General features: G+C 71.5%; 19 protein-coding genes and 1 pseudogene. 10 read left to right on the forward strand and 10 right to left on the reverse strand.

What is annotated here, in order from left to right:
- Nucleotides 1-264: 264 nt before the first annotated feature.
- Together ACBJ59_RS25360 and ACBJ59_RS25365 are read left to right on the forward strand one after the other, a co-directional pair.
- Nucleotides 265-2,517, forward strand: coding sequence for an NB-ARC domain-containing protein (locus ACBJ59_RS25360; RefSeq protein WP_375112735.1), 2,253 nt, complete (start codon nt 265-267; stop codon nt 2,515-2,517).
- Between the two features lie 612 nt (nt 2,518-3,129).
- Nucleotides 3,130-3,534, forward strand: a complete 405-nt coding sequence (locus tag ACBJ59_RS25365) for a hypothetical protein (RefSeq protein WP_375112736.1) — start codon at nt 3,130-3,132, stop codon at nt 3,532-3,534.
- A gap of 28 nt (nt 3,535-3,562) precedes the next feature.
- Here ACBJ59_RS25365 and ACBJ59_RS25370 read toward each other — a convergent pair whose 3' ends face one another.
- Nucleotides 3,563-4,144: a TetR/AcrR family transcriptional regulator gene (locus ACBJ59_RS25370; protein WP_375112737.1), complete on the reverse strand. Its 582-nt coding sequence runs from the start codon at nt 4,142-4,144 to the stop codon at nt 3,563-3,565.
- 64 nt (nt 4,145-4,208) lie between these two features.
- On the opposite strand from ACBJ59_RS25370, the gene ACBJ59_RS25375 reads away from it, so the two are divergent.
- Nucleotides 4,209-5,252 (forward strand): FAD-dependent monooxygenase, encoded by a 1,044-nt coding sequence (locus ACBJ59_RS25375; protein ID WP_375112738.1) that lies wholly within the window; start codon nt 4,209-4,211, stop codon nt 5,250-5,252.
- Between the two features lie 128 nt (nt 5,253-5,380).
- On the opposite strand, the gene ACBJ59_RS25380 is transcribed toward ACBJ59_RS25375, so the two are convergent.
- Complete coding sequence (locus ACBJ59_RS25380) at nt 5,381-6,151, reverse strand: 2-oxo acid dehydrogenase subunit E2 (RefSeq protein ID WP_375112739.1); 771 nt, start codon at nt 6,149-6,151, stop codon at nt 5,381-5,383.
- Here ACBJ59_RS25380 and ACBJ59_RS25385 point away from each other — a divergent pair.
- The 3 genes and pseudogenes from ACBJ59_RS25385 to ACBJ59_RS25395 all read left to right on the forward strand — a co-directional run bounded on the left by ACBJ59_RS25385 (nt 6,140) and on the right by ACBJ59_RS25395 (nt 7,345).
- Complete coding sequence (locus ACBJ59_RS25385) at nt 6,140-6,595, forward strand: SDR family oxidoreductase (RefSeq protein WP_375112740.1); 456 nt, start codon at nt 6,140-6,142, stop codon at nt 6,593-6,595. The genes ACBJ59_RS25380 and ACBJ59_RS25385 overlap by 12 nt on opposite strands.
- Before the next feature lie 155 nt (nt 6,596-6,750).
- Nucleotides 6,751-6,825: pseudogene (locus tag ACBJ59_RS25390) on the forward strand (helix-turn-helix domain-containing protein); the annotation flags it as partial.
- Nucleotides 6,826-7,045: 220 nt separating this feature from the next.
- Nucleotides 7,046-7,345 carry a cupin domain-containing protein gene (locus ACBJ59_RS25395; RefSeq protein WP_375112741.1) on the forward strand — a complete coding sequence of 100 codons (300 nt, stop codon included), beginning with the start codon at nt 7,046-7,048 and terminating at the stop codon, nt 7,343-7,345.
- Between the two features lie 29 nt (nt 7,346-7,374).
- Here ACBJ59_RS25395 and ACBJ59_RS25400 read toward each other — a convergent pair whose 3' ends face one another.
- Nucleotides 7,375-9,192, reverse strand: a complete 1,818-nt coding sequence (locus ACBJ59_RS25400) for an ABC transporter ATP-binding protein (protein WP_375112742.1) — start codon at nt 9,190-9,192, stop codon at nt 7,375-7,377.
- Nucleotides 9,189-11,039 (reverse strand): ABC transporter ATP-binding protein, encoded by a 1,851-nt coding sequence (locus ACBJ59_RS25405; RefSeq protein ID WP_375112743.1) that lies wholly within the window; start codon nt 11,037-11,039, stop codon nt 9,189-9,191. The genes ACBJ59_RS25400 and ACBJ59_RS25405 overlap by 4 nt, the downstream gene beginning before the upstream one ends.
- Before the next feature lie 279 nt (nt 11,040-11,318).
- Here ACBJ59_RS25405 and ACBJ59_RS25410 point away from each other — a divergent pair, with 279 nt between their 5' ends.
- On the forward strand, nt 11,319-11,696 hold the full coding sequence (locus tag ACBJ59_RS25410) for a MerR family transcriptional regulator (RefSeq protein WP_375112744.1): 378 nt from the start codon (nt 11,319-11,321) through the stop codon (nt 11,694-11,696).
- A 59-nt stretch (nt 11,697-11,755) separates the two neighbouring features.
- On the opposite strand, the gene ACBJ59_RS25415 is transcribed toward ACBJ59_RS25410, so the two are convergent.
- From ACBJ59_RS25415 to ACBJ59_RS25425, 3 genes are all read right to left on the reverse strand, one after another.
- Entirely contained in the window at nt 11,756-12,607 is an 852-nt protein-coding gene (locus ACBJ59_RS25415) for a phosphotransferase (protein WP_375112745.1), read from the reverse strand.
- 648 nt (nt 12,608-13,255) lie between these two features.
- Complete coding sequence (locus ACBJ59_RS25420; RefSeq protein WP_375112746.1) at nt 13,256-14,242, reverse strand: LLM class flavin-dependent oxidoreductase; 987 nt, start codon at nt 14,240-14,242, stop codon at nt 13,256-13,258.
- A gap of 192 nt (nt 14,243-14,434) precedes the next feature.
- Nucleotides 14,435-15,127, reverse strand: coding sequence for a DUF899 domain-containing protein (locus ACBJ59_RS25425; protein ID WP_375112747.1), 693 nt, complete (start codon nt 15,125-15,127; stop codon nt 14,435-14,437).
- 155 nt (nt 15,128-15,282) lie between these two features.
- Here ACBJ59_RS25425 and ACBJ59_RS25430 point away from each other — a divergent pair, with 155 nt between their 5' ends.
- A complete protein-coding gene (locus ACBJ59_RS25430) occupies nt 15,283-15,858 on the forward strand; it encodes a hypothetical protein (protein WP_375112748.1) in 576 nt (191 codons plus the stop codon).
- Nucleotides 15,859-15,864: 6 nt separating this feature from the next.
- On the opposite strand, the gene ACBJ59_RS25435 is transcribed toward ACBJ59_RS25430, so the two are convergent.
- From ACBJ59_RS25435 to ACBJ59_RS25445, 3 genes are all read right to left on the reverse strand, one after another.
- On the reverse strand, nt 15,865-17,619 hold the full coding sequence (locus ACBJ59_RS25435) for a glycoside hydrolase family 15 protein (protein WP_375112749.1): 1,755 nt from the start codon (nt 17,617-17,619) through the stop codon (nt 15,865-15,867).
- Between the two features lie 79 nt (nt 17,620-17,698).
- Nucleotides 17,699-19,105, reverse strand: coding sequence for a sensor histidine kinase (locus ACBJ59_RS25440; RefSeq protein ID WP_375112750.1), 1,407 nt, complete (start codon nt 19,103-19,105; stop codon nt 17,699-17,701).
- The gene (locus ACBJ59_RS25445; protein WP_375112751.1) at nt 19,102-20,262 is read right to left on the reverse strand and encodes a sensor histidine kinase; all 1,161 of its coding nucleotides are present in this window, start codon (nt 20,260-20,262) and stop codon (nt 19,102-19,104) included. The genes ACBJ59_RS25440 and ACBJ59_RS25445 overlap by 4 nt, the downstream gene beginning before the upstream one ends.
- 171 nt (nt 20,263-20,433) lie before the next feature.
- Here ACBJ59_RS25445 and ACBJ59_RS25450 point away from each other — a divergent pair, with 171 nt between their 5' ends.
- Both ACBJ59_RS25450 and ACBJ59_RS25455 read left to right on the forward strand, forming a co-directional pair.
- Nucleotides 20,434-23,295, forward strand: coding sequence for an AAA family ATPase (locus ACBJ59_RS25450; protein ID WP_375112752.1), 2,862 nt, complete (start codon nt 20,434-20,436; stop codon nt 23,293-23,295).
- A 162-nt stretch (nt 23,296-23,457) separates the two neighbouring features.
- Nucleotides 23,458-24,288: an alpha/beta fold hydrolase gene (locus ACBJ59_RS25455; RefSeq protein WP_375112753.1), complete on the forward strand. Its 831-nt coding sequence runs from the start codon at nt 23,458-23,460 to the stop codon at nt 24,286-24,288.
- Nucleotides 24,289-24,321 lie beyond the last annotated feature (33 nt).

The following is a 24,321-nucleotide window of genomic DNA, read 5'->3' on the forward strand; positions in this document are numbered from 1 at the left end:
GTGAGGGCTTCGCTTGGCAGCGCGAGCTCCGGCCCCCCAGAAGACGGAACGCGTACGGCAGGATGATCCGCCGTGCTCCTTCGCCTGGTACGCCGACGAGACCGGCTGGGCGGCGTCCTTCACGAGTACTCACATGCCCGCTTGACCTGCATGGATGAACCTTCGGCAGGCACAGTCTCCACCGCCAAGCCAACGAACTCGACATGCCGTGCCTCGTACGGCTCCCGCGAGGGGATACTTCTCCCGACGGGATGAGGAGTCGCCGTGGCCGGACGCAGCAGCAGATGGAGCCTCGCGCTGATCGTCCTCATAGCCGCGTTCTTCGCCACCTGGGGCCTGTGTACGCTGATCAGTCCTGATGAGGTCGCGTTGTCCCTGGCCGGGCTGTCCACAGCGGTGCTCTCCCTGCCCCTCGGCGTATGGGCGAGCAGGCAACCCACCGGCACCAGCGCGCTTCCTCCCGACGAGCCCCGCCACGCCATCGTCCCACGGCAGCTTCCCGCGATCCCGCCGGGGTTCGTCGGGCGCACCGCCGAGCTGGCGAGGCTGACGGCCCTGCTCGACAGCGCCCTTCCCGACGGTGAGGGCCTCATCGTGATCTCGGCGATCGACGGCATGGCCGGCATCGGGAAGACCGCGCTCGCCATCCGCTGGGCGCACCTGGTGGCCGGCCGATTCCCGGACGGCCACCTGTACGTGAACCTGCGCGGCTTCGACCCCGCCGGCGATCCCGTGTCCTGGAGGGACGCACTGCGGGGATTCCTGGACGCGCTCGAAGTGCCTCCCGAGCGCATCCCGGCCGATGCCGAGGCCCAGGCCGCGCTCTACCGCAGTGTCATGAGCGAGCGGCGCATGCTGATCGTCCTGGACAACGCCAGAGACGCGGAGCAGGTACGCCCGCTGGTGCCCGGCTCCCGGGGCAGCGCAGTCGTGGTGACCAGCCGCCACCGGCTGACAAGCCTGATGGTCCTGCAAGGCTCGTACCCGCTGACCCTCGACGTGCTCTCCGACGACGAGGCCCGCCACCTCCTGGCCCACCGGCTCGGCCGGGAACGGATCGACGCCGAGCCGGCGGCCGTGGACACGCTTGTCGCCCTGTGCGCCGGCCTGCCCCTGGCACTGGCCATCGTCGCCGCCCGCGGCGCGGTGCACCCGCAGTTCTCCCTGGCCGCGCTGGTCGCCCAGCTCCGCGACAGCGAGCAGAGCCTCGACGCCTTCCCCTGCGAGGACGCGCCGGCGGATGTCCGTGCCGTCTTCTCATGGTCGTACCGGCACCTTGCGGAGCCCGCGGCGAAGGTGTTCCGCCTGCTGGGCCTGCATCCCGGGCACGAGATCACCGTGCTCGCCGTGGCGAGCTTCGTCGGCATCGGGCGGCGAGCCGCGCGCGAGGCGCTCTCCGACCTGTCGGCGGCGCATCTGGTCGCCGAGCTGACGGCCGGCCGCTACAGCCAGCACGACCTGCTGCGGGCCTACGCCGGCGAGCTGGCCGACGTACAGGAGCAGGGCAACGATCGTGCGGAGGCGATCGACCGGCTGCTCGCGCACTACCTGCACAGCGCCTTCGGAGCCGCGGTGCTCCTCCACCCACGCGCCGGCCCGCTCATCGACATCCCCGGCCACCCGCGTCCCAAGGTCGTGCTCGCGGAGATCCTGAACTACGCCGACGCCATCTCGTGGTTCGAGACCGAACACGCGACCCTCATGGCAACCGTCCGCCTGGCGGCCGAAACGGGACGTTACACGTACGCATGGCAGCTGCCCTGGACCATGGAGGAGTACCTGGACCGGCGCGGCCACCGCAACGACAGCCTGCTCATGCAGAAGACCGCCGCATGGGCGGCGGAGCGCGAAGGCAGCACCATCGGGCAAGCCCACGCGCACTCAGCGCTGGGCAGGGCGTATCACTGGCCGCGCATGGACCAGGAGTCGCGCCATCACTACGCGCAGGCCGCGCGGCTCTTCGAGACCCTGGGCAATCCGGTGGGCCACGCGCACGCGCTCATCGACATCAGCCACATCTGTGAGCACCAAGGCAACGTGTCCGAGGCGCTGATCCACGGCGACAGGGCGCTCGAACTGGCACAGGGTACAGGTGACGAGCGCGCGCTCGCCCGAGCCCTTTACTTCAGTGGCTGGTACCTGGCCATCCTCGGCCAGGCCGCGCCCGCCATCGCGCGCTGCAGGGAGGCGCTGCTGCTGGAGCGTGACATCGGCGACGTCCGCGGCGAGGCGTTCGCCCTGGACGCCCTCGGCTCCGCCCACCATCGCTCCGGTCTCCACACCGAGGCCGTGGCCTTTCACCGGGACGCCTTCATCTTGTTCGAAGGCTTCGGGGACCGGTACGGGCAGATCAAGTCCCTCCGTAACCGCGGCGACGCCTTGCTCGCGGCAGGGCGGGCCGGCGAGGCGCGGGCGGTGTGGCAGCAGGCGCTGGACATCGCGATCGAGATCGGCGACGCCGACCCAGGTCACGTCTTCCCCGACCTCATCCGCGACCGGCTCACCGCCCTCGGCTGAGCCTTGACCCGGCGGCGGGAAACGCGACCACGGCGTTCCTGTACGGCTCGCATCGTGACAAGGCTGCTTCGCGGACTGCCGACATCGACTGCAGGTCAGCCTGGCCGGCGGGCTCAAGATGCCGGTCGGATGCCGATCAAGCCGGCCAGGAGGCGCAAGGGCTGGAGGAATACGCCCGGGATGCCGCCTGCCCGGAGCGGCCCAAGTGCCGGACATAATCCGGGAAGATCTCGCCGAAATCGTCCGCAGCCATCGCCCTGTCGGGCTGTGGTCGTTCCGGGCGACATCGCGACCGTTCCCCGCCGATCTCCACAGGCTCGCCCCACCGAAGGGAGACATCATGCACCGTCATGACGGTAGTTGGTGGCACAACTTCTGGGCCCACGGAATTGAGGTTCTCACCTCCGGCGGGCTTTCCCACTCGACGGGCACCAGCGGCCAGCACGAGCACCGCTGAGCACCCGGGCCGCGGCACTGCGAGCGGACCATGCCGTCCCGTTGTGGGCGGTGCGGGCGAACGTCCCGTGTGACGCAGCGGCTTCCAAGCCGATCACAAGCGCGGCGCCCTATTCCTGGGAGGGTTCGTTCGTCACCGCGCCGTGGAGCTCTCTCATGCGTTCGCTCGCCGTCCTGACCGCCGCCGCCGCTGTCTCGCTGATGCTCACCGCCCCGGCCGCCGCCACCCCGGCGATATGGAAGTGGCGTGCCGTGCACTCCGCCGACGGCATGGCCTCCGCCTGGGGCGAGGTCGCGATCCACCAGTTCGGCCACGTCGTGGACGGCAAGCTGGAGGACACGCGCGGCAAGGGCTGCGCGTGGGCGGTGCTGCGCTCGCAGGACTCGCGCAACGGGCGCTGGCGCGAGCACGGCTTCTTCAACTGCGTGCCGGGCGTGGGCACGTTCAGCAAGGACTACCGCAACACGCGGCAGGTCAGGGTTCAGGTCTGCCGTGGCACGGCCAAGCGGCCCACGGGCGAGTGCTCGGCGTGGAAGACCATCCTGCGCCCGGGACAGTAGCGGAGGGCTGCGGGTGGGGGCCGCCAGGTCAGCTCGGCCGGGGTGGGCAGGCCGAGGCGATGAGGCGGTCCAGGAAGGCGTCGAGGTCGTCGAGCCCGTAGGCGGCCAGCACGTCGGGCGGCTGGGTGAGCAGGTAGGTCAGCGCGCTGTTGACGGCCAGGGTGACCATGGCGGCGCTCTGGCGGGTGGCCGGCAGGCCGGCGGACTGCTGGGCGCGGAGGTGCAGGTCGAGGTCGGCGCGAGTGAGCCGGGCCAGGGTCTGGCGCACCTCGGCGTTCCTGGCCGCTTCGGCGTGCAGCTCGAGGTAGGCCAGGACCCGGGACCGGTTGACCGTCAGCGCCCGGTCGATCATCTGGCGCAGCAGCGCGAGCAACTGGCCGACGGTGTGGATCTCGGCCTGCTGCAGCTCGCTCCAGTAGCGGTCGACGCACCGCTCGGCGGTGGCCTGGAGGAGGCGGTCGCGGGTCGGGAAGTAGTTCTTGGCCGTGCCCTCCGGCAGCCCGGCGGCCCGGTCCACCGCACGGTGGGTGAGGCCCCTGCCGCCCTCGCCCGCCAGCACCTCGATGGCCGCGTCGCACAGCAGGCCGCGTCGATCCCTGTTCTCCGCCATGGCTCCCCATTGTCCCGCTCGACAGGACTACCACATCCGTGGTACCACATATGTGGTGATTAAGATGAGAAGAGCTGTCATCGTCGGCGCCGGAGTCGGCGGGCTGACGACCGCGATCGCGCTGCGCGCGATCGGCTGGGAAGTATCGATCTTCGAACGGTGGCCCCGGATCGTCGCCGAGGGCACCGCACTCGGGATCCGCCCGGACGCCCAGGCGGGCCTGGCCGGTCTGGGGCTGGGCGAGCGGCTGCGCGAGCGCACCGTCCCCTACCGGCGGGCGCAGATCCGCACCCCCGGCGGCAGACGCCTGGCCGACCTCCCGCTGGACCGCATCGAACGGCGCGGCGGAGCACCCGTCCGCATGCTCTCGCGGGCCTCGCTGATCGAGATGCTGGTGCGGGAGGTGGACCCGGCGACGATCAGCACGGGCGTGGAGATCACCGACCCTGCCGCGCTGCGTGCCGACCACGACCTGGTGGTCGGCGCCGACGGGGTGCGCAGCGCGGTCCGCCAGGCGTTCTTCGGCGCCGCGACCCGGCCCCGGTACACGGGGATCGTCGCCTGGCGCGGCGTGATCGAGGGCTTCGAACCGCAGGACTACGGCGAGAGCTGGGGTCGCGGGCAGATGTTCGGGATGACACCGCAGGCGCCGGGCGTGACCAACTGGTACGCCCCCGTACGGACCCCCGAGGGAACGCGCGAAACCCTCGACGACCTGCGCGCCCGCTTCGCCGGCTGGCACGACCCCATCCCCACCGTGCTCGCCGCGGCCGACGAGGACGCCGTGCTGCGGCACGAGGTCCACGACCTGTCGCCGTCCCTGGCGTCCTACGTCACCGGCAACGTCGCGCTGGTCGGGGACGCCGCCCATGCGATGACGCCCGCGCTGGGGCAGGGCGCCTGCCAGGCGTTGCTCGACGCCGTCGAACTCGCCGCCTGCCTGCGCGCGCATCCCGGCGACGTGGCACGGGCGCTGCGCTCGTATGACGCCCGCCGCCGTCCGGTGGCCCAGCGGATGGTCGCCGCGTCCCGGTGGATGACCCGCCTGGCCGGGGCCGGCCACCTCGCGGCGCCGCGCAACGCTCTGATGCGGCTCCTTCCCGTCTAGTCCACCGGCGGGTGCGGTCAGGCCCGGTCGACCCGGGCGGTGAACCGGTTGCCGGCGGAGGCGAGGCCGGCCGGCCGTCTGTCCCCGCTCCGCCCGAGCGGTTCTCCTCGTGCCCCTGGGCCAGGATCTCACTTCGCGATCTCTGCGATGCCCAGGCTGTGCGGCCATGTGTGGTCCGGGGCCTCGAGCCGTCCCTTCACGGACGTGAGGTAGCCGGCGGCGTCCGCGCCGTCCACCAGGCGGTGGTCGTAGGTCAGCGACAGGTACGCCATCGGGTGGACCGCGATGAGGTCGTCGCCGTCGGGGCCGCGCAGTGCGACCGGCCGGCGGGTGACGGCGCCGAGCCCGAGGATCGCCGACTGGGGGGCGTTGACGATGGGTGTGTCGAACAGCCCTCCCCTGCTGCCGGTGTTGGTGATCGTGAACGTCCCGCCCGCGAAGTCGTCGGCGGTGGCCGAACCGTCCCGGGCTCGGGCCGCGAGGTGAGCGATGTGCCGGGCGAGCACCCCCACGGTGAGGTCGCCGGCGTCGCGGATGACCGGGACGACCAGCCCCTCGTCGGTGTCCACCGCGATGCCGAGGCCGACCCCGGCGGGGTGGGTGACCGTCCCGGCGGCCAGGTCCAGCTCCGCGTTGATCACCGGGTGGCCGGCGAGGGCCCGCACGGCTGCCTCGGCCACGAACGGGAGCACCGACAGCGCGACGCCGTACCGGCTGCGGAACGTGTCCTTCGCCGCCTCGCGGATCCTGACGACGTGGCTGAGGTCCACCTCGATCATCGTGGTGAGCTGCGCGGACTCCTGGAGCGAGCGGTGCATGCGGTCGGCGATGACCTTGCGGCGCCGGGAGAGGCTCTCGACCCGGCCGCGGGTGCCGGACCCGAACGGGTGGGCGGCCACCGGACGGGGCGCGGCGGGGGCCGGGGGCGGGGTGGCGGCGGGGGCCGTGCGCGGGATGGCGGCGCCGGCCTGCGACTGTGCCGCCCGGACTTCCGGCTGGACTTCCGGCTGGACTTCCGGCTGGACTTCCGGCTGGACTTCCGGCTGGACTTCCGGCTGGACTGCGGGCTGGACTGCCGGTCGGTCTGCCGGTGGGGCTGCCGGTCGGACCGACGTACGGGCGGGCCGCCCGCGCTCTGGACGAAGCTCGACCAGGATCTGATGGACATCGGCGACGCCGACGCGCCAGGTCAGGCCATGGCCGGCTTCGCCGCCGGCATCCTCCGGGGCCGGGTCGCCACCGGCGCGGACATCCTGGGCACGGCGCTGTTCCTGGCCTCCGCCGACTCCGACTACCTGACCGGTCAGGTCATCATGGTTGACGGGGGCATGGTGCTGGTCTGAGCCCCGCATGACGGTCCCTCGCGGGCCGCCTGTCCCATCGTCGTCGCCATGAGCTAGGAGCACCTTTGACTTCTCCCCATTCACCGCAGACTTCGGACGACGCCACGGCCGTCAACCTCGGCCTCCGGCTGCGGAGGGCACGTAAGAAGTCAGGGTTGTCGCTGCGCGAGCTCGCGCGCCGGCTCAACGTCTCGCCCTCCTTCCTGTCCCAGATCGAGAACGGCAAGTCGCAGCCTTCGGTGGCGACGCTGTACTCCATGGCGCAGATGCTCATGGTGTCCGTCGACCACCTCTTCGAAACCGGCGAGGACGACGGTGAGCCGGTCGACGAGGCCGGCCCGGATCCGGACCTCGAACCGGACGAGGGGGAGCCGGAGGCGGCGCCCGACATCTCGGCGCTGCTGCACGAGACGGACCCGCCACCGCACCGGGCCGAGGACCCGGCTCGTCATGGACACCGGGGTGATCTGGGAGCAGCTGGCCACCAACACCGCGCACCAGCTGGACTTCATCGAGATCATCTACCCGCCGGGCGCCAGCTCGACCAACGACGAGCGGATGCTGCGCCACAACGGGTACGAGTACGGCTACCTCCTGGAGGGCGAGCTGGAGGTGACGTTCGGGTTCGACGCCTTCACCCTGCACGCCGGTCAGTCGCTCGGGCTGAACTCCACCGTCCCCCACCTGTTCCGCAACCGGGGCACCGTCCCGGCCCGGGGCATCTGGTTCGTCCACCACGACCACGACTGACGGCGGCGTTCAGGACAGCGATCTGGCGGTCACCGGTACGACGACGCCTGCAAACGGTACATCTCCGCGTAGAGGCCGCCGCGACGGACGAGGTCGTCGTGCGTGCCCACCTCCGCGACCCGCCCCCGGTCGAGAACGACGACCAGGTCAGCCATCCGGACGGTGGAAAGCCGGTGCGAGACGAGCACGGTGACGCCGCCGTCGCGTGCCGCGGCCTGCCGGGAGGCCGCGGCCCAGCGGCGGAACAGGTCGTGCTCGGCGTCGGCGTCGAGGGCGGACGCCGGTTCGTCGAGGAGCAGCAGCAGCGGGCGGGAGCGCATCATCGCGCGGGCGAGCGAGAGCTTCTGCCACTGCCCGCCCGAGAGGTCGACCCCGCCCGGCCAGCGGGGGCCCAGCTGGGTGTCGAGCCCCGCCGCGAGCCCCGGCAGCAGGTCGGAGGCCCCGGCGCTGTCCAGCGCGCGCTCGACCGCCCCGTCACGACGGCACGGATCCGCGAGCGCCGGGAGATCTCCGATGCCGACCGTTTCGCGGACCAGGAACTCGAACCGTGCATGGTCCTGGAAGCAGGCCGACAGCCGGCGGCTGAACTCCGCGGGATCCATGGCGGCGACCGCGGTGCCGTCGTACAGGACCGCTCCGGAGCTCGGCCGGTACAGGCCGGCCAGGATCTTGACCAGGGTCGACTTCCCGGCGCCGTTGTCGCCGACGATCGCCACCGTCTGCCCGGCGGGGAACAGCAGGTCAACCCCCTGGAGCACTGGGCGATCGGTGCCGGGATAGCGGTACGAGACGCCCTCCAGCCGGATGCCGCGCTCCAGCGCCTCCGGTGGTCGCGCGGTGGCGACGGCGGCGTCGCGGGCCGATCTCTCGAGGTCGACCAGGTGGACCAGCCGGCCGGCCGCGACGAGGCTCTGCATGGTGAGCTGGAGCGTTTCCGCGGAACCCGTCACCAGCGCCAGCACCTGCCCGGCCAGCGCGGCGGTGAGAACCGCGTCGCCGACCGTGGCGCGTCCCTCGACGGCGAGGCCGACGACGAGCGCGACGGCGCCGACGTAGCCGATCACGAAGAAGCAGCGGCTCGCCACGCCGATCCCGGCGGCCCGCAGCTGGAGCCGGTGGTGAATCCGGCGGATCCCGCGCTGCTCGGCATGGAAACGCGAGCGCAGCTCACCGGCGATCCGGAAGAGCCGGATCTCTTTCGCGGCACCGGCGGTGGCCGTGAGCTCCAGCAGGTGTTCGGCCCTGCGCGCAGGCTCGGCCGCGCGCTCCTGCCCGGCGCGGAACAGGCCGCCGGTCCAGGGGCTCGCCACCAGAGCGGGAATCCCGAACAACGGAAGTGCCAGGAGCGCCGGGGTGACACCGGCCAGGAGCACGCCCATCATGACCATGCGGATCAGGGATGCCAGCAGCTCGATGAGCCGCGGGACGGCCTGGTACAGCTGGTGCTGCTGCCGGCGCAGGGCCTCCAGCTGGGTCAGGTGCTCGGGCGTCTCGTGCAGATCGATCGTCGGCATGCCTCCCGAGATCTGGAGTATGCGCAGGTTGAGCCAGTAGCGCAGCCGGCCGCTGAGCCCGGCGAGCACGCGGCTTCCCGCGTAGGCGAAGATCGAGGTGCCGGCGATCGAACCCACGACACCACAGGCTGCCGGCACCGCCGCCCTGGCGTCCGGCACGGCGATCGCGTCGATGAGCAGCTTCAGCCAGTAGGCGAAGAGCGCCGCGATGACGACCTGAGCGGTGAGGGCGAAGCAGGCCAGGGCAGTGCGCCACCGGTCCGCCGACCACGCGGCGCTGAGCACGAGGGTGGCGGATCGCCGCCAGTTCTGCCTGGACCCGTCCCCTGTCACGTGGCCGTCCCGTCGGCCGGGGATGCCTGGTAGGAGGCAGCCTGGATGGAGAAAAGCCGGGCGTACTCTCCGCCGGCCGCGACGAGTTCGTCGTGGCTGCCGTCCTCGACGATCCGGCCGCGGTCCAGCACCACGATCCGGTCCGCGCGGCGCACGGTCGAGAACCGGTGGCTGATGACGATCGTCGTCAGGTCCCGGGTCAGGTCGAGGAAGCGGTCGTACAGGTCCGCTTCGGCGCGGACGTCCAGCTGTGCCGTCGGCTCGTCGAGGACGAGCAGGCCAGCGCCGTTCTCCACCGCGGCCATGGCTCGCGCGAGGGCGATGCGTTGCCATTGGCCGCCGGACAGGTCGACGCCGCCCGGGTACCGTCGTGACAGCGTCGTGTCGAGTCCGCCGGGCAGACCCGCGATGACGCCGTGCGCTCCGGCCCGTTCGGCGGCGGTGTGCACCATGGCGTCGAGGCGGTCGCGGGCCGTCCTGGACGCCGGCCCGCCGGTGTGCCGGCCGGCGGCCCGCAGCACCTCGACCGCCCCGAGACCGATGTTGTCCCGGACGGGGAGCTCGTAGTGCACGAAGTCCTGGAAGATCGCCGCGATCGTCCGGCGCCACGCGCCGGGGTCGAGGTCCGGGAGAGGGACGCCGTCCACGGTGATGGTGCCCGCCGCGGGGACCTCGAGGCCGCTCAGGAGCTTGATCAAGGTGGTCTTGCCGGCGCCGTTGAGCCCGACGACGCCCAGCGAGGTGCGGGCCTCGATCGCCAGATTCAGCTGCCGGAGCACCGGTCGTGAGTTCGGGTAGGCGAAGTCCACGCCGGAGAACCGGATCTCCCGTGAGATCCGGACGGGACGAGGGGACCGCGCGGGCCCGGTGCTCGCCGCCGGCGGGGAGCCGGTGCCGACCTGCGCGGCCTCCTTCTCGAGGGCCAGGACGACGGGCACGCGCGGGCTGCCGTATTCGATGAGGTCCGCGCCACTCTGGTCGGCCAGCGCGGTCATCCCTGACATGCCGAGGAGGAGCACCGTCAGCTGCGTCGCGGAGAGACCTCCGGCCAGGCCGTCGGCGACCATGGCGCCGACCATGACCCCGTGCGAGCACAGGAGAACCAGGAGCACCACCGCCGTCCGCCACCGCCCGACCCTGCGCGCCCGCGCCAGCTGCTCAAGGGCACGGGTCCACCGCAGGCCGAATCGCTCGGCGAGCCAGTCGGTCAGCCCGAACACCCGGACCTCCTTCGCCCACGCCGGCCTTTCGGCGATCCTGACGAGGTACTCCGCCTCCAGGAGCCCGGAGGACCACGCGTTGATGTCCAGGCGCCGCAGCGCCGTCATCATGACGGCGCCGGCGACGAGCCAGACGACGGCCAGGACACCGGCCGCGACCGGCCACACCGTCGCGACGAGCGCGGCGGCCGCGGCACCCTGGAACAGGTGCAGCCACCTCGTGCACCAGCCGTCGACCAGGTCACCGGGATCGAGCCCGGCGAGCCGCACGGACCGGTCGACGACCCGGGACAGCTGGGGATCCTCGAACAGCTCCAGCCGTTGCGTCCCCAAGGTCGCGTCGATCACGCGTCCCAGGAGGTAGTGCTCGTACCGCCGGTAGAACGCCCATTTCGCTACTTCATAGGCCGAGTTGGCCAGCTCCTGCGCCACCAGGAGGACGACCGCCGCGACCAGCAGGGCGACGAGCCGCCTACCACTTCCCGTGTCGAGGCCGCCGGCGCGAACGGTCTCGGGAAGCGCTCCGGCGATCAGCCCGACCAGGCCACCGAACGCGGCCGGCAGCACCCCGCAGACGCACGCCAGGAGCAGTTGCAGGGCGCTTCTCCCAGGAAGCGCCCGCATCATGAAGGACAGGGCGAGCCACCTGACGCCCGAAGGGCCTGGCCCTTTGCTACGCGTTTTCCCGCACTCGGAGATCCTGGACCGGCCCCCCGCGGCTGTCAACCACGCGCCCGCACGTGGTGTGGATGCGCAGCGTCTGGAGGCCGGCCCGTTCCCGGGCGCCCCGTTGCCATCGTGCGCTTCCACGCGGTTGGGCAGCGTCAGGTCACGACGGTTAGGCTAGAACCTCACATGGATGTCAGAGGCAAGATGTGCGCCGCAGGTCACAACGGGGAGGACGAAGTGCGTATCGGGGAGCTCGCGTCCCGGACCGGGGTCAGCGTCCGGTCCCTGCGCTATTACGAGGAGCAGGGGCTGCTCACCAGCACCCGCAGCTCCAGCGGGCAGCGGCATTACACGGACGACGAGGTTGATCGGGTCACGTTCATCCAACGGCTGTACGCCGCAGGTCTGTCCAGCCGCACCATCGTCGAGCTGCTGCCGTGCGTCGATTCGCCCAGCATGGACAATTCCGACGCCGCGCTGGAGCGGATGGCGCAGGAGCGCGACCGGCTGTCCCGGCACATCACCGAGCTCATCCGCACGCGGGACGCACTCGATGGGCTGATGGCCACGAATCGCGCGCATCGGGAGAGCCTGCGGACGGCGATGGCCGGCTGACCGGGCCGCGTGCCTCGCCGGAATGGGATGACGCCGGCCACGATCTCGAAGGCCCGCGATCAGCCGTGAGCGTCCGGCCCTCTGCTATCGAGCGCCTCCCGGATCCGGCCGAGCCACTCGGTGCCCAGCCGGCGCCCGTCCGGGAATTGGTCGCCTCGATCCCAGCGCCACGCTGTGATCATCGCCAGCATGAGGATCCGGCAGTCGCGCAGCAAGTCCCGATCGACACCCGGATAGTGGTCACCGACTTCTTCGGGCGCGTGGGCGAGGTCGAACTCCACCGGCCCGCGGCAGCACGTCTCGAGGTCCACGAACAGCAGCCCGTTCTTCGTGGTGAGCACGTTGCCCGGGTGCGGCTCGCCGTGCAGCAACTGCTCGGCGCCGCCGCGCTCGACGACCGCCCGCCTGAGGTTTCGTAACGTGTCGGCGAGGAGCTCCCGGTCCGCGTCGGCGAGCTCCGGAGTGTGGTCGCGGCCGGCCACGAGTTGCCGGGCCTCCTCGACCCGATCCGTGAAGTGCGGCGCAGGGACGTCGAGCTTGCGCATGCCGGCGTGCAGCCGCCCGAGCGCGTGGGCGTAGTCGGCTGGTGGGACCTCTTGAGGCGGCACAGGTTCGTAGTAGGTCCACAGTGTGATCACGAAGCCGTCACGCTCGTGGACGCGTGGCTCGACTCGAGGATCGAGCGCGGCCACCGGGCTCTCTGTCTCGGCGAGCCGTTGCGCAAGCTCGATCTCGAACTGCGCGACCTGATGCGCCGCAGGTGCCACCCGGGCCAGGACGTCACAAGGCAACAGACGCAGAGTCAGCTTGTTCGAGTCATGAAGAACGACCGCGTCGTCGGCTGTCAGACCGAGTGCCGCGGCGGTCGACATGGCCGCGGCCGTCGCGCGCGGGAACTCCGACGCCTCCATCGTTGCCTGGCCCCTCTCCCTTACGCGCTGCCGTGCTCTCCAAGCGGTGCGAACCCGGGCCACCGTACCAAGGTCACCTCCTGGGTGGGGCGCTCACGGATCCGGAAGACCGGGTGACGAGGCGCGATCCGCTGGAAGTCGGGCGAGGGAGCCGTCGGCCCCAGCTCCAGGTGCGGCCGCGCGCCGGGCGCGGCGGCGAGCCCCGTACACCAGGACATCGAGCCGGTTCACGAGCCGCATGAGCGCGTTCGGCCGCCCTCGTCGGTACATCGCGCGCTTGAGCGCCGCGAGCCCGCGCACCACCGCACGGCCGATGCTCCGCACCCGCGGAGGGCCTTCGGTCATCGCGTCCTTCTCCACAGCGCGACCGCGGCGAGACCGGGAACGCTCTCGACGGCGGCGAGCGCCCCATCGCCGACTACGTCGAGGAGGGCATGCGTCCGCTACGCGGCATCTGGCCGTCCTCCCCCGCATGACGGCTCCGGCACGCACGGCGATCTCGCCGTCATCCGCTTCGGCACGCACGGCGATCTCGCCTTCGAGCGAAGGCGACGACGCCGGGGCAGCGCCGGGCGTGTCCCGCGAGTCCGGGCGCCAGGAGCCGGGATCTTCCCGATCCGGTCGCGGCATGCCGCCGCTGCTCCCCCGTCACGCGGTGAGCTGGGGGATGACCTTCTCGCCGAACAGCCGGATCGCGGCGAGCACCTCCTCCTGGGGCAGGCCGCCGATGTCGATCAGCACCAGGTGCGCGTCGAGACCCAGCAGTTTGCGCACCGCGTTGAGCCGGTCGGCGACCTCGCTGGGATCACCGCAGATCGCGGCACCCTCCATCAGCTCGTCGAGGTCGATCGCCCTGCCGTCGCCGCGCCACGGGCTGGCGAACGCGGCGTACGCCGCCAGGTGGGGCCGCCACCGCTCCCGCGCGTCGTTCTCGGCGACGAACACGTGGCTGGGCAGGGCGACCCGGCCGGGACCGTCCCGCCGGTAGCCGGCCACGACGTCCACGTAGATCCCGGGGTCGCGCAGGGTGCTGGGCAGCATGAGCGGCAGTCCCAGCTCGGCGGCGAAGTCCGCGGACGCCGCGGATCCGCTGCCGACCCACAGTGTCGGGTGCGGTCTCTGGATCGGGCGCGGGGTGGTGGTCACGTTCTCCAGCGGGCCGCGGAACGCGCCGCGCCAGGTGACGTCCTCCTCCCGCAGCAGTCTCAGCAGCAGGCGCAGGTGTTCGTGTAACCGCGGCCGCAGGTCCGAGGGGGCGATGCCGAAGGCCAGGTCGGTCTCCTTGGACACGCCGCGGGCCACGATGAGTTCGGCCCGTCCGCCGGACAGCACGTCGAGGGTGGCGAGTTCTTCCGCGACGCGCACGGGGTCGTGGTGGGCCAGCAGGGTGACGCCGGTGGACAGGCGCAGCGTGGTCGTACGGGCCGCGATCGTGGCGAGCAGGAGCGCCGGCGCGGAGACGATGTAGCGGGCGAAGTGGTGTTCGCCGATGGCCACGCCGGTGAATCCGGCCTCTTCGGCCACGACGGCCTGGTCGACCATGGCGCGGATGCGATCCGGCTCGGAGGGTGCTCGCCCGGTTCGTGGATCCGGCAGGTGATCCCCGAGGATCAGCAGGTAGACCGATGAGCTCATGAAAGTCCCCGTGTCATCATGCGCGTGGTGTTCCGCGGCCGTCAGGCACCGGCACCGACCGTGTACCCCGAAGTCTCGCAAGAGACTCGCGTTCGCGGGCGCCCACCGGCACACGGCCTGGGCGGGACGGCCCCGCGGCGGACCGGCCAACAGCGGCCGGTCGCCGTGGGCGTCCCGTCGGAACGAAGGCCCCTAAGCGAGGTCGTCCGGGCCGTAGAGTGCGGCGACGTCCTTGGCGGTGGACCACCGGCTGTAGGTGGGCGACTGCGGCCAGCCGTCGGGCGAGTCCTGCCACTCCTCCTGCCGCCCGTACGGCAGCAGGTCGATCAGCGCGAAGGTGTGGCTGAGCTGCTCGGTGCCCCGGCCGCTGGTGTGCCAGGTGCGATACACGGTGTCGCCGTCGCGCAGGAACACGTTCACGGCGAAGCCCCCGCCGGCCGGTGCGCCGACATCGGCCCCGAACGGGCTGTTCGCGGTGGAGTACCAGGTCATCGCGTTGCCCACCCGCCGCTTGTAGGCCAGCGCCTCGTCGATCGGGCCCTGGGTGACGATGACGAACCGGGCATCGTACTGCTCCAGGAACTCCAGCCGGGTGTACTGCGAGGTGAACCCGGTACAGCCCGGGCACTGCCATTCCTTGCCCGGGAACCACATGTGGTTGTAGACGATCAGCTGGCTGCTGCCGTCGAAGACGTCCGCCAGCCGGACCGGTCCCTTCTCGCCCTCGAGGACGTAGTCCGGCATCCGCACCATCGGCAGACGGCGGCGCTGGGCGGCGATGGCGTCGAGCTCGCGGGTCGCGGCCTTCTCCCGGGCACGCAGCGCGTCCAGCTCACGCTGCCAGGTGTCGGCGTCGACGACGGGCGGCAGTGCTTTCGTACTCATGGTCCCTCCCTGATCATGTGCGTAACTTGCCGTACACGGAGGTAGACCCGGCCCGAGCGGCAAACTCATCGGTGCCGGCCCGGCCGGACGTTGCCATGCCTGCTCCACCCCCTCTACGCTATTTCGTAATTATGGAATAACGTAGGAGCGTGACGATGAGCGAGGACAGACTCGCCGAGCTCGAACGCCGGATCGCCCGCCTGGAGAGCCGGCTCGGCACCGGGGTGGACACCGTCGACCCACCGCGACGCGCCCCGGAGTCGCCGTCCCTCACCGCGGCGGCCACCGGCATGCTCCGCCAGGCGAAGGAGGAGGACGGGCTCGGCACGGTCGGCTACGTCGGAGCCGCGCGGTTGCCGGGCGGGGAAAGCCTCTGGGACAGGCAGCTCTCCCTCGCCGAGCTGCTGTCGGCCGACTGGGCGCCCGTGGCCGGCATCCTGGAGTCCCTCGGCAGCCTGCCGCGGCTGGCGCTGCTCGCCACGCTCGTACGGCGGGGCCGGTGCACCACCACCGAGCTCCAGGAGTCCCTGGGCGGGGACGGCGAGCAGACGACCAGCGGCCAGCTCTACCACCACCTGCGCGCGCTCCAGAGCGCCAGGCTGATCACCCAGCGGCGGCGCGGCGAGTACGCGTTGGCGCCTCAGGCCACGATCCAGGTCCTCACCATCCTCGCCGCCGCGTACAACATGGCCAACGACCCCCCGTTCGGCCTGCCTGCCGATCCGGAATGACAGGGCTCAGCTGAGCGCCTGGGCCGCGTGGATCAGGTGGATGTGGGTGAAGGCCTGCGGGAAGTTGCCCAGCTGGCGCTTCTGGACGGGGTCGTACTCCTCGGAGAGCAGGCCGACGTCGTTGGTGAGGCTCAGCAGCCGCTCGAACAGCTGGACGGCCTCCTCCTTGCGTCCGATGAGGGCGAGCGCCTCGACCAGCCAGAAGCTGCCGGCGAGGAAGACGCCTTCGGTGCCGGGCAGCCCGTCGATGTGGTTGCGTTCGGAGATCGGATAGCGCAGCAGGAGGCCGTCCGTCATCAGCTCGCGCTGGATCGCCTCGATCGTCCCGATGACGCGCGGGTCGTCCGGCGGCAGGAACCCGACGATCGGGATGAGCAGCAGCGCCGAGTCCAGCTCGCGCGAGCCGTACGACTGGGTGAACGTGCCACGCCCGGGGTCGAACCCCTTGTCGCAGACCTGGGCGTGGACCCGGTCCCGCATGGCCCGCCAGCGCTCGACGGGAGCGGGCAGGTCGAACTCTTCGACGGCCCGGACCAGGTGGTGGGCCGCCACCCATGTCATGACCTTGGAATGCACGAAGTGCCGGCGCAGGCCGCGGACCTCCCACAGGCCCTCGTCGGGCTGGTCCCAGTTGCGCTCCAGGAAGCACATCAGCTTGCTGATGGTGGCCCACGCGTAGTCGTCGGTCGGCAGGCCCTGTTTACGTGCCCGGTAGAGGCAACCGGCCACCTGTCCGTAGACGTCGAGCTGGAGCTGGCTGACGGCGTCGTTGCCGGTCCGCACCGGCCGGGAGCCCTCGTAGCCGGACAGCCAGTCGAGCGTCTGCTCGGGCAGGCGTCTTTCACCTGCCACTCCGTACATGACCTGGACGTCCTCGGGGCGGCCCGCCACGGCGCGCAGCAGCCAGGTACGCCAGGCCCCGGCCTCCTCGACGTACCCGGCCCTGGACAGGGCGTCGAGCGTCATGGCGGCGTCACGCAGCCAGCAGTACCGGTAGTCCCAGTTGCGCACCCCGCCGATGTGCTCCGGCAGCGAGGTGGTGGGAGCGGCCACGATGCCGCCGGTCGGGCTGTAGGTGAGGGCCTTGAGCGTGATGAGCGAGCGGACCACGGCGTCGTGCCAGGGCCCCGTGGCCCGGCAGCGGGAGACCCATTCCTGCCAGAACAGCCGGGTCTCGGTGAGCTGCTCGGCGGGGTCCATGGGGACGGGTTCCGGCTGGTGCGAGGGGTGCCACGCGAACACGAACGTGTGGCGTTCCCCAGCGGCGACGGTGAAGCGGCCGGAACGCCGGTAGTCGTCGCCCTCCAGGGGCACGGGCGTGCGCATCCAGACGGAGTCGGGCCCGCCGATGGCGTGCAGCCGGTCGCCGACGGGGCGGACCCACGGTACGACCCTGCCGTAGTCGAACCGGATGCTGATCTCCGCCGTCATGCCCACCGTCCCGGACACGCCCTCGACGATCCGGACCAGGTCGGGGTTGGTGTGCCGGGGAGGCATGAAGTCGATCACCTTGACGGTCCCCGTGGAGGTCTCCCACACGGTCTCAAGGATCAGAGTCTCGCCGGCGTACGCGCGCCACGTGGCCCGCTCGTGCCCGGTGGGCGCCAGCCGCCAGAACCCGTTGGACTCGTCGCCGAGGAGCCGGGCGAAACATGACGGGGAATCGAACCGCGGGAGGCAGAGCCAGTCGATCGAGCCGTCGCGACCGACGAGGGCCGCCGAGCGCGTGTCCCCGATGAGGGCGTAGTCCTCGATCCGCATATCGGCCCCCTACCCGTCCACGACTGCTTCACCGCAGCTCAGGAGAGGTGAGGCCGGCTCGGCGTGCCCCCCGCGAGGATCAGGCCCGGCCGGGTGGCGCGTCGGCCGGTACGTACAGCGGCAGGCGGACGACGAAGCGCGCGCCTCGATCGCTGTCCTGGATGGTCAGCGTGCCGCCGTGGCTCTCGGCGATCTGCCGGGCGATGGGGAGACCGAGCCCGACGCCGCCCGCGTCCCTGCTCCGTGCGGTGTCCAGCCGGGTGAACCGCCGGAACACGGTCTCTCGCTGGTCGGCGGCGATCCCGGTGCCGTCGTCGAGGATCTCGAGCTCCGCGACGCTCCCCCGGAATCTCGGGTCGGCGGCATGGTCGCCGTCCCCACACCGCAGGGTGACCGTGATCGTGGACGCCGCGTGCCGCTGGGCGTTGTGCACCAGGTTGCCGACCAGCTCGCCCAGCCGGGACCGGTCCCCCAGGACGGTGACGCCCGGCGTCAGGCGTGGAACGACCGTTCTGCTCACCGGGTGACTCTCCAGCTCCGCGGCGATGAGCTGCGCCAGGTCGACGACCTGGCGCTCGCACGGTGCGCCGGTGTCCAGCCGCTTGAGCGTCAGCAGGCCGGATGCGACCGACTGGAGCCGCTCGACGCTCGGGAGCACGGCGCCGCACAGGCGGGTGACGTCCGCCTCCTCCGGTGCGAGGAGGGCGTCCTCCATCTGGGCCCGGATGGCGGTGATCGGGGTGCGCAGCTCGTGGGAGGCGTCGGCGCAGAACCGCCGCTGCTGCTCCAGCACGTCCTCCAGCCGGTCGAGGGTCTGGTTGACGCTTCCGGCCAGCCGGTGGATCTCGTCCTCGGGCGCCGGAACCGGGACCCGGCGGCCCAGGTCGGTGCCGCGGATGTGGTCGAGCTGGGCCCGGATGGCATCCACGGGCCTGAGCGAGCGGATGACGGTGCACCGTGCCCCGTAGGCGATCGCGACGGTGAAGACGACCGTCCCCGCGATCAGGAGGGCCGCCACGTCCGGATAGACGTAGAACGGCAGCGCCGGCGCGGCGCTGTAGATGATCCAGTCACCGTCGCGGTACACGTGCTGCGCGACGACGATGTGGCAGCGGCCGGAGCCGAGGATGGAGTGGCAGACGACGGCGCTGGCCACTCGTCGCGGGCCTCGGGGCGCGAAATGCGCCATGACCGGCTTGTCCTGGAGGTCCCTGGTCGCGGCGACCACGCGCCCGTGCGGATCGACCACCTGGACGGGCCGGATCAGGTCGTGCGAGATGGGCGGCAGCGGATTGACGAGCGCCCCCCGGTCCACGTAGTACGCGGTCAACTCGCCCACCGCGGTCACCTCTTCGGTGAGGCTCTGCGTCGCCATCAGGTTGACGGTGAACAGCAGGACGGCGGAGAACGCGATGCAGAGCGCACCCACCGTCACGCTGGTGAACAGCACCACCCGGCATCTGATCGAGCATTTCCGCAGCGTCATGTCGGTCCCCTTTCGCTGGGCCGGATACGGGGGAGCCGAAGGATGAAGCGCGCCCCGCCCGCGGCGCTCTCCTCCACGCGGAGGCTGCCGTGATGCGCTCGGGCGATGTCACGGGCGATGGCCAGGCCGAGTCCGGTGCCGTTGCGGTCGAGCCGCCGGGCGTCGTCCAGCCGGGTGAAACGGTTGAACACCCGCTCCCGGTCGCCGACCGCTATCCCCGGTCCGTCGTCGCCGACCGCGAGTTCGACGGCGGCGTTGGACGGCCGCACCGCGACGCACACCATGTGGGCGGAGTGCCGCTGAGCGTTGTCCAGGAGGTTGGCGAGCAGCCGGCCGAGCTGGGACGGCACGGCGGTGACGGTGGCGCCGGGGGTCAGGTGGAGCCGGACCGGGAGGCGGTCCGCCCGATGCGAGATCTCGGTCCGGACGAGTGCCGCGAGGTCGAGACACTGCGGTTCCTCGGGTGCGCCGGTCCGCACACGGGCCAGGCGCAGCATGTCATCGGTGATCGTCTTGAGCCGCTCCACCTGGACCAACGTCGTTCCGAGGAACTCCGGCCACCGGGTGTGGCACGGATCCCGCTGCGCCACCTCCAGCTGCGTCAGCAGTCCCGCGATGGGATTGCGCAGCTCGTGGGAGACATCGAAGGCGAACTGCCGTTGGCGGAGCGCGAGCTCCACGAGTTCGCTCCTGTCCTCGTCCAGCCGGCCCAGAACGTCGTTGATCGTGCGGCACAAGCGGGTGATCTCATGCGCGTTTCCGGGGTCGGAGACGCGAGCGGGCCGGTCACCGGGGTTGATCACCTTGAGTTCGGCGCGGACGGTCTCCAGGGGGAGCAGCAGCCTGCCGGTCACCTTCCAGGTCGCCCACGCGCCCAAGGCGACCAGCTCCACGGTTTCGAGCACCAGGATCAGCTGGAGGAAGCCGGGCCAGGAGGGCGAGGACGAGACCAGCAGATACGCCCCCACTCCCGCTGTGAGGAGCGTGATGACGGCCACGACGGTGGCCATGAACGTGATCTGCCCGCGCAGCGACAGGCACACCCTCATGAAGGCCGACTTCTCGCGCACCGTCAGCAGGTATGCGGTGACCATCCAGGTGAGCGGGATCACCAAGGGCCACAGGAGTACCAGCCAGTTGCTGGACAGGTCCATCATCGCCATCCTTTCGGCAGGAAAGCCGGCATGCCGCTGACGTTCTCCGGTTATCAGCCTGCTCGGTGCACGAAGCCCCCGTATCGCATATCTGTGCGATTTGGTTTCCGCGCTGGACGAGCCTGCCCTCGCGAACGGGTTTGCCGGGCTCGATGCGCCGGGTAGCGACCAGGTATGGGAGAGGCATCTCACCATGCGACCGAAGCGGCGGGTGGGCCCGACTCCCGGAGGTCATCCTGGCCTGGCTGGCGTGGCCGCGCGCGGGAGTGGGGGCTCGTCGTCGGCTCGATCAAGGCGGCCCGGGCGGGCCGGGGCGGAGTGCTGCTGGTCGAAGGTCCGTCGGGCGCCGGCAAGAGTCACCTGCTCGGCCTGGCCGCGGCCGCCGCGGAACGGTCCGGGCTCGGGGTCGCCAGGGGGGTGGCGGATGAGCTGACCCAGCTGATCCCGCTGGCCCCGCTGCTGTCGGCGCTCGGGGAGTCCGACCGCACCCTTTTCCCGGGCCGGAACGCGAGCGTCCCGGGTCCGGCCGATCAGCGGTTGCAGCTGCTGCAGGAGCTGCAGGAGCCGCTGGAAAGGCTGGTGGCCGACGGGCCCGTGCTGCTCACGCTGGACGACGTGGAGTGGGCCGACCCGTTGACGCTGCTGGCCCTGCGGTCGATGACGAGCGATCTGTCCTCCTACCCGCTCGTCTGGATGCTGGCTCGTACGATCGGCAGGGGCGACGCTCCCCGGCTCGACTGCCTGTTCAACGTGCTGGAGAAGGAGGGCGCCACGCGGTTGGAGCTCGCGGCGCTGGACGAGCCGGCGGTGGCGGACGTGGTCACCGACGTTCTCGGAGCGGCGCCCGAGCCAGACGTGCTGGCCCTGGCCAGCCTGGCGAAGGGCAATCCCTTCCTGCTCGTCGACCTCCTGGAGAAGCTCAACAGCGAGGGCGCGTTCCAGGTCGCCGATGGTCACGTTCACATGGTGTCGGCGGGGCTGCCCCGGGTTCAGGCGGTGACCCAAGAACGTCTGGCGCAGCTGCCGGTCCGGACCAGACATCTGCTGCAGGCCGCGGCGGTCCTGGGCCGCTCGTTCTCGGTGACGGATCTGGCCGAGATGGTCGGCGAGTCGACCAGCGGGCTGCTGTCCATGCTGGAGGAGGCGATGGCGGCGGGCATCGTCGAGGCCACCGAGCGCGAGCTGGCCTTCCGGCACGACCTGCTCTGGCAGGCGGTGGTCGGCACCCTCCCCGCCGCCGTACGGCGGGCCCTGCACCACGACGCGGCGGAGATGCTGCTCAGACGAGGTGGATCGGCCGTCCCTGCCGCCGCGCACCTCCTCCACAGTGCCGGTCGCGGTGACGAGTCCGCACTGCTCGGCCTGGACCGGGCCGCGCGCGAGGTGCTGCGGTCCTCCCCCCAGACCGCCGCCGACCTCGCCACGCGAGCGCTCGAACTCAGCGATCCCGCCGACCCCGGCTGGGCCGGTCGTGCCGCAACAGCGGTCGACGCCCTGACGACCATCGGGCGGCTGCCGGAGGCGGCCGATCTCGCGCGTACGGCGCTCGGCCGGGCACCGCCCGCCCAGGCCCCTCACCTGCGGTGCGCGCTGGCGTACATCCTGCTGCTCAGCGGCCGGCCGGCCGAGGCGGAGTCCGAGGCCGAAAGCCTGCTCGCGCAGGACATCCCGGAGGATCTTCGCGGCATCGCCGAATGGACGGTGTTCTGGGGGCTGATCTGCCTGAACGACTTCGGGAGGGGACGGCTGCGGGCCGAAGCCGTTCTCGCCGACCGCGCGCGGCACACCGATGCCGCCGTGGTCGGGGCCCTTCTCCTGCTCGCCCGGCTCGCCATGGTCGACGGCCGGATAGCCGACTCGTTCGCGCACCTGCACGAAGCCCAGCGGATCGCGAACAGCGGCACCGTCGAGGCCATCCAGCGCCCGTACGCGCGCCTGCTGCTGAGCCTCAACTACCGGGCCATGCGCCAGTTCGGGCCGTCCGAGATCGCCATCCAGGACGCCGAGGAGGAGATCAACGCCCTGGGGCTGACCGTGCTCGCCGCGGGGCCCGCCCTGTTCCGCTCCGTCCTGAGGCTGGCCGCCGGCCGGTTCGACGATGCCGCCGCCGAGGCCAAGGCCGGGATGATGATCGCCGACGAGCTGGGCACGCACGGGTTCATCCGCGTCGGGCTGTCCATGCTCGCCTTCATCGCCATGCGGCGCGGCGACATCGACACCGCGGTCCGGCACATCGAGCGATACCACTCCATCAACGCCGCGTCCGGAATGTTGTTCGGGTCGGTCTGGGAGAGGTGGGTGATGGCGGCGGTGGCCGAGGCCCAGGGCGATCCCGAACGCGCCATCGACATACTCCACGCGATCTACACCGACCAGGAGGAGCGGCGCTGGGCGCTCACCACGACGCCTCTCACCGCCTCCTGGATGACCCGGCTGGCGCTGGCCACGGGGAACCGCCCGTACGCGCGGGCCATCGTGGACACGGCCGAATCCCTGGCCCGGAACAACCCTGACTTCCCCTGCCTGGCCGTCACGGCCGCCCACGCCCGCGGACTTCTGCGCCAGGACCCCGGCGCGCTGGCCTCCGCCGTCACCGATCAGCCCGAACCGTGGGCCCGCGCGTCGGCCGCCGAGGACCTCGGCGTCCTGCTGGCCGCCCGACCCGGCACCGCCGCCCGCGAACAGGCCGTCAACAGCCTGGACCAGGCACTCGACGGCTACCAGCACGTCGGCGCGCTGCGGGACGCGGCACGCGTACGATCCAGGCTGCGCGCGTTGGGCGTGCGGCGCCGCCACTGGGCCCAGCCGCCACGGCCCAGCTTCGGATGGGACGGCCTCACCGACACCGAACGCGAGGTGGCGGTCCTGGTCGCCCAGGGGTTGACCAACCGGCAGGCCGCGGCCCGCATGTTCCTGTCCCCGCACACGGTCTCCACCCACCTTCGCCGGATCTTCACCAAGCTCGACATAGGATCCCGTGTCGATCTGGCCCGCATCGTCACCGAGAGGTGCCCGGACGCCCTCCGCGACGCGTGACCGCGGCGAGATCCGACCCGAAGCCCTGGCAATGTTTTGGTCACTTTGGGTTGGTTTCGCACCTTTTGCGGCATCAGAGTCTCGTCAGCACACGGCTGAGCGTGAGGGAGAGCGCCGGGGGGACGGATGAATCCTGCACGTGCCGGGAAGACGATGAGATGCGTGGCGGCGCTCACCCTGGCCGCCACGTCCTGGGGAGCCGCGGCGCCGACCGGCGCCCAGGCCGCCACCACCACCACCAACGAGCCGCTGCCCTGTCCATCACCGGCCCCATCACCGGGCCGGTCCAAGCCGACGGTCGTCCTGGTCCACGGAGCCTGGGCCGACACGTCGAGCTGGAACGGAGAGGTGGACGCCCTGCGCCGGGCAGGCTACGTCGCGCGCGCCATAGCCAACCCCCTCCAGGGCCTCAGCGGCGACGCCGCGGCCGTCGCCGACTTCCTCAAGACCCTGCCCGGCCCGATCGTGCTCGTCGGCCACTCCTACGGCGGCTCGGTGATCACGAACGCCGCCGCGGGCGTTCCCGGCGTCAAGGCCCTGGTGTACGTCGATGCCGCCGCGCCGGACGTCGGGGAGGCCACCGGCAAGCTCAGCGGATCGGGCTCCGCGCTCAACGCGAACCCGGACACCCTCTACGACAAGGTGCCCCGGCCTCAGGGAGTGACCGACCTGTACCTCAAGCGGGACACCTTCGTCGGCTCCTTCGCCACCGACCTGCCGCGGAACACCGCGCTGCGCCTGTGGGCGACCCAGCGAGCCGCCTCGACCAGCGCGTTCATGGCCCCGTCGGCGGCCGCGGCGTGGAAGACGATCCCGTCGTGGTACTTCGTCAGCACCGGTGACCGGATCATCACCCCGGCCTCGAAGCTGTCCATGGCCCGCCGGGCGCACTCGACGATCACCCGGTTCGAGGGCGGATCCCACCTCACGCTGATCTCGCACCCGGACGCGGTGACGTCGGTGATCGGATCCGCCATTTGCGCCGTACGGTAGCGCCAACGGCGGCAGGCCGCTCCATGGGGCGTT

The organism is Nonomuraea sp. MTCD27, from assembly GCF_041950495.1.
Taxonomy (GTDB): domain Bacteria; phylum Actinomycetota; class Actinomycetes; order Streptosporangiales; family Streptosporangiaceae; genus Nonomuraea.

Coding starts and splice junctions, on each gene's coding strand:
- ACBJ59_RS25425 (WP_375112747.1), bottom strand. CDS start 15,127: ATGAGTACGAAAGCACTGCCGCCCGTCGTCGACGCCGACACCTGGCAG.
- ACBJ59_RS25395 (WP_375112741.1), top strand. CDS start 7,046: ATGGACACCGGGGTGATCTGGGAGCAGCTGGCCACCAACACCGCGCAC.
- ACBJ59_RS25435 (WP_375112749.1), bottom strand. CDS start 17,619: ATGCGGATCGAGGACTACGCCCTCATCGGGGACACGCGCTCGGCGGCC.
- ACBJ59_RS25420 (WP_375112746.1), bottom strand. CDS start 14,242: ATGAGCTCATCGGTCTACCTGCTGATCCTCGGGGATCACCTGCCGGAT.
- ACBJ59_RS25415 (WP_375112745.1), bottom strand. CDS start 12,607: ATGGAGGCGTCGGAGTTCCCGCGCGCGACGGCCGCGGCCATGTCGACC.
- ACBJ59_RS25365 (WP_375112736.1), top strand. CDS start 3,130: ATGCGTTCGCTCGCCGTCCTGACCGCCGCCGCCGCTGTCTCGCTGATG.
- ACBJ59_RS25375 (WP_375112738.1), top strand. CDS start 4,209: ATGAGAAGAGCTGTCATCGTCGGCGCCGGAGTCGGCGGGCTGACGACC.
- ACBJ59_RS25445 (WP_375112751.1), bottom strand. CDS start 20,262: ATGATGGACCTGTCCAGCAACTGGCTGGTACTCCTGTGGCCCTTGGTG.
- ACBJ59_RS25440 (WP_375112750.1), bottom strand. CDS start 19,105: ATGACGCTGCGGAAATGCTCGATCAGATGCCGGGTGGTGCTGTTCACC.
- ACBJ59_RS25430 (WP_375112748.1), top strand. CDS start 15,283: ATGAGCGAGGACAGACTCGCCGAGCTCGAACGCCGGATCGCCCGCCTG.
- ACBJ59_RS25370 (WP_375112737.1), bottom strand. CDS start 4,144: ATGGCGGAGAACAGGGATCGACGCGGCCTGCTGTGCGACGCGGCCATC.
- ACBJ59_RS25405 (WP_375112743.1), bottom strand. CDS start 11,039: ATGATGCGGGCGCTTCCTGGGAGAAGCGCCCTGCAACTGCTCCTGGCG.
- ACBJ59_RS25450 (WP_375112752.1), top strand. CDS start 20,434: ATGGGAGAGGCATCTCACCATGCGACCGAAGCGGCGGGTGGGCCCGAC.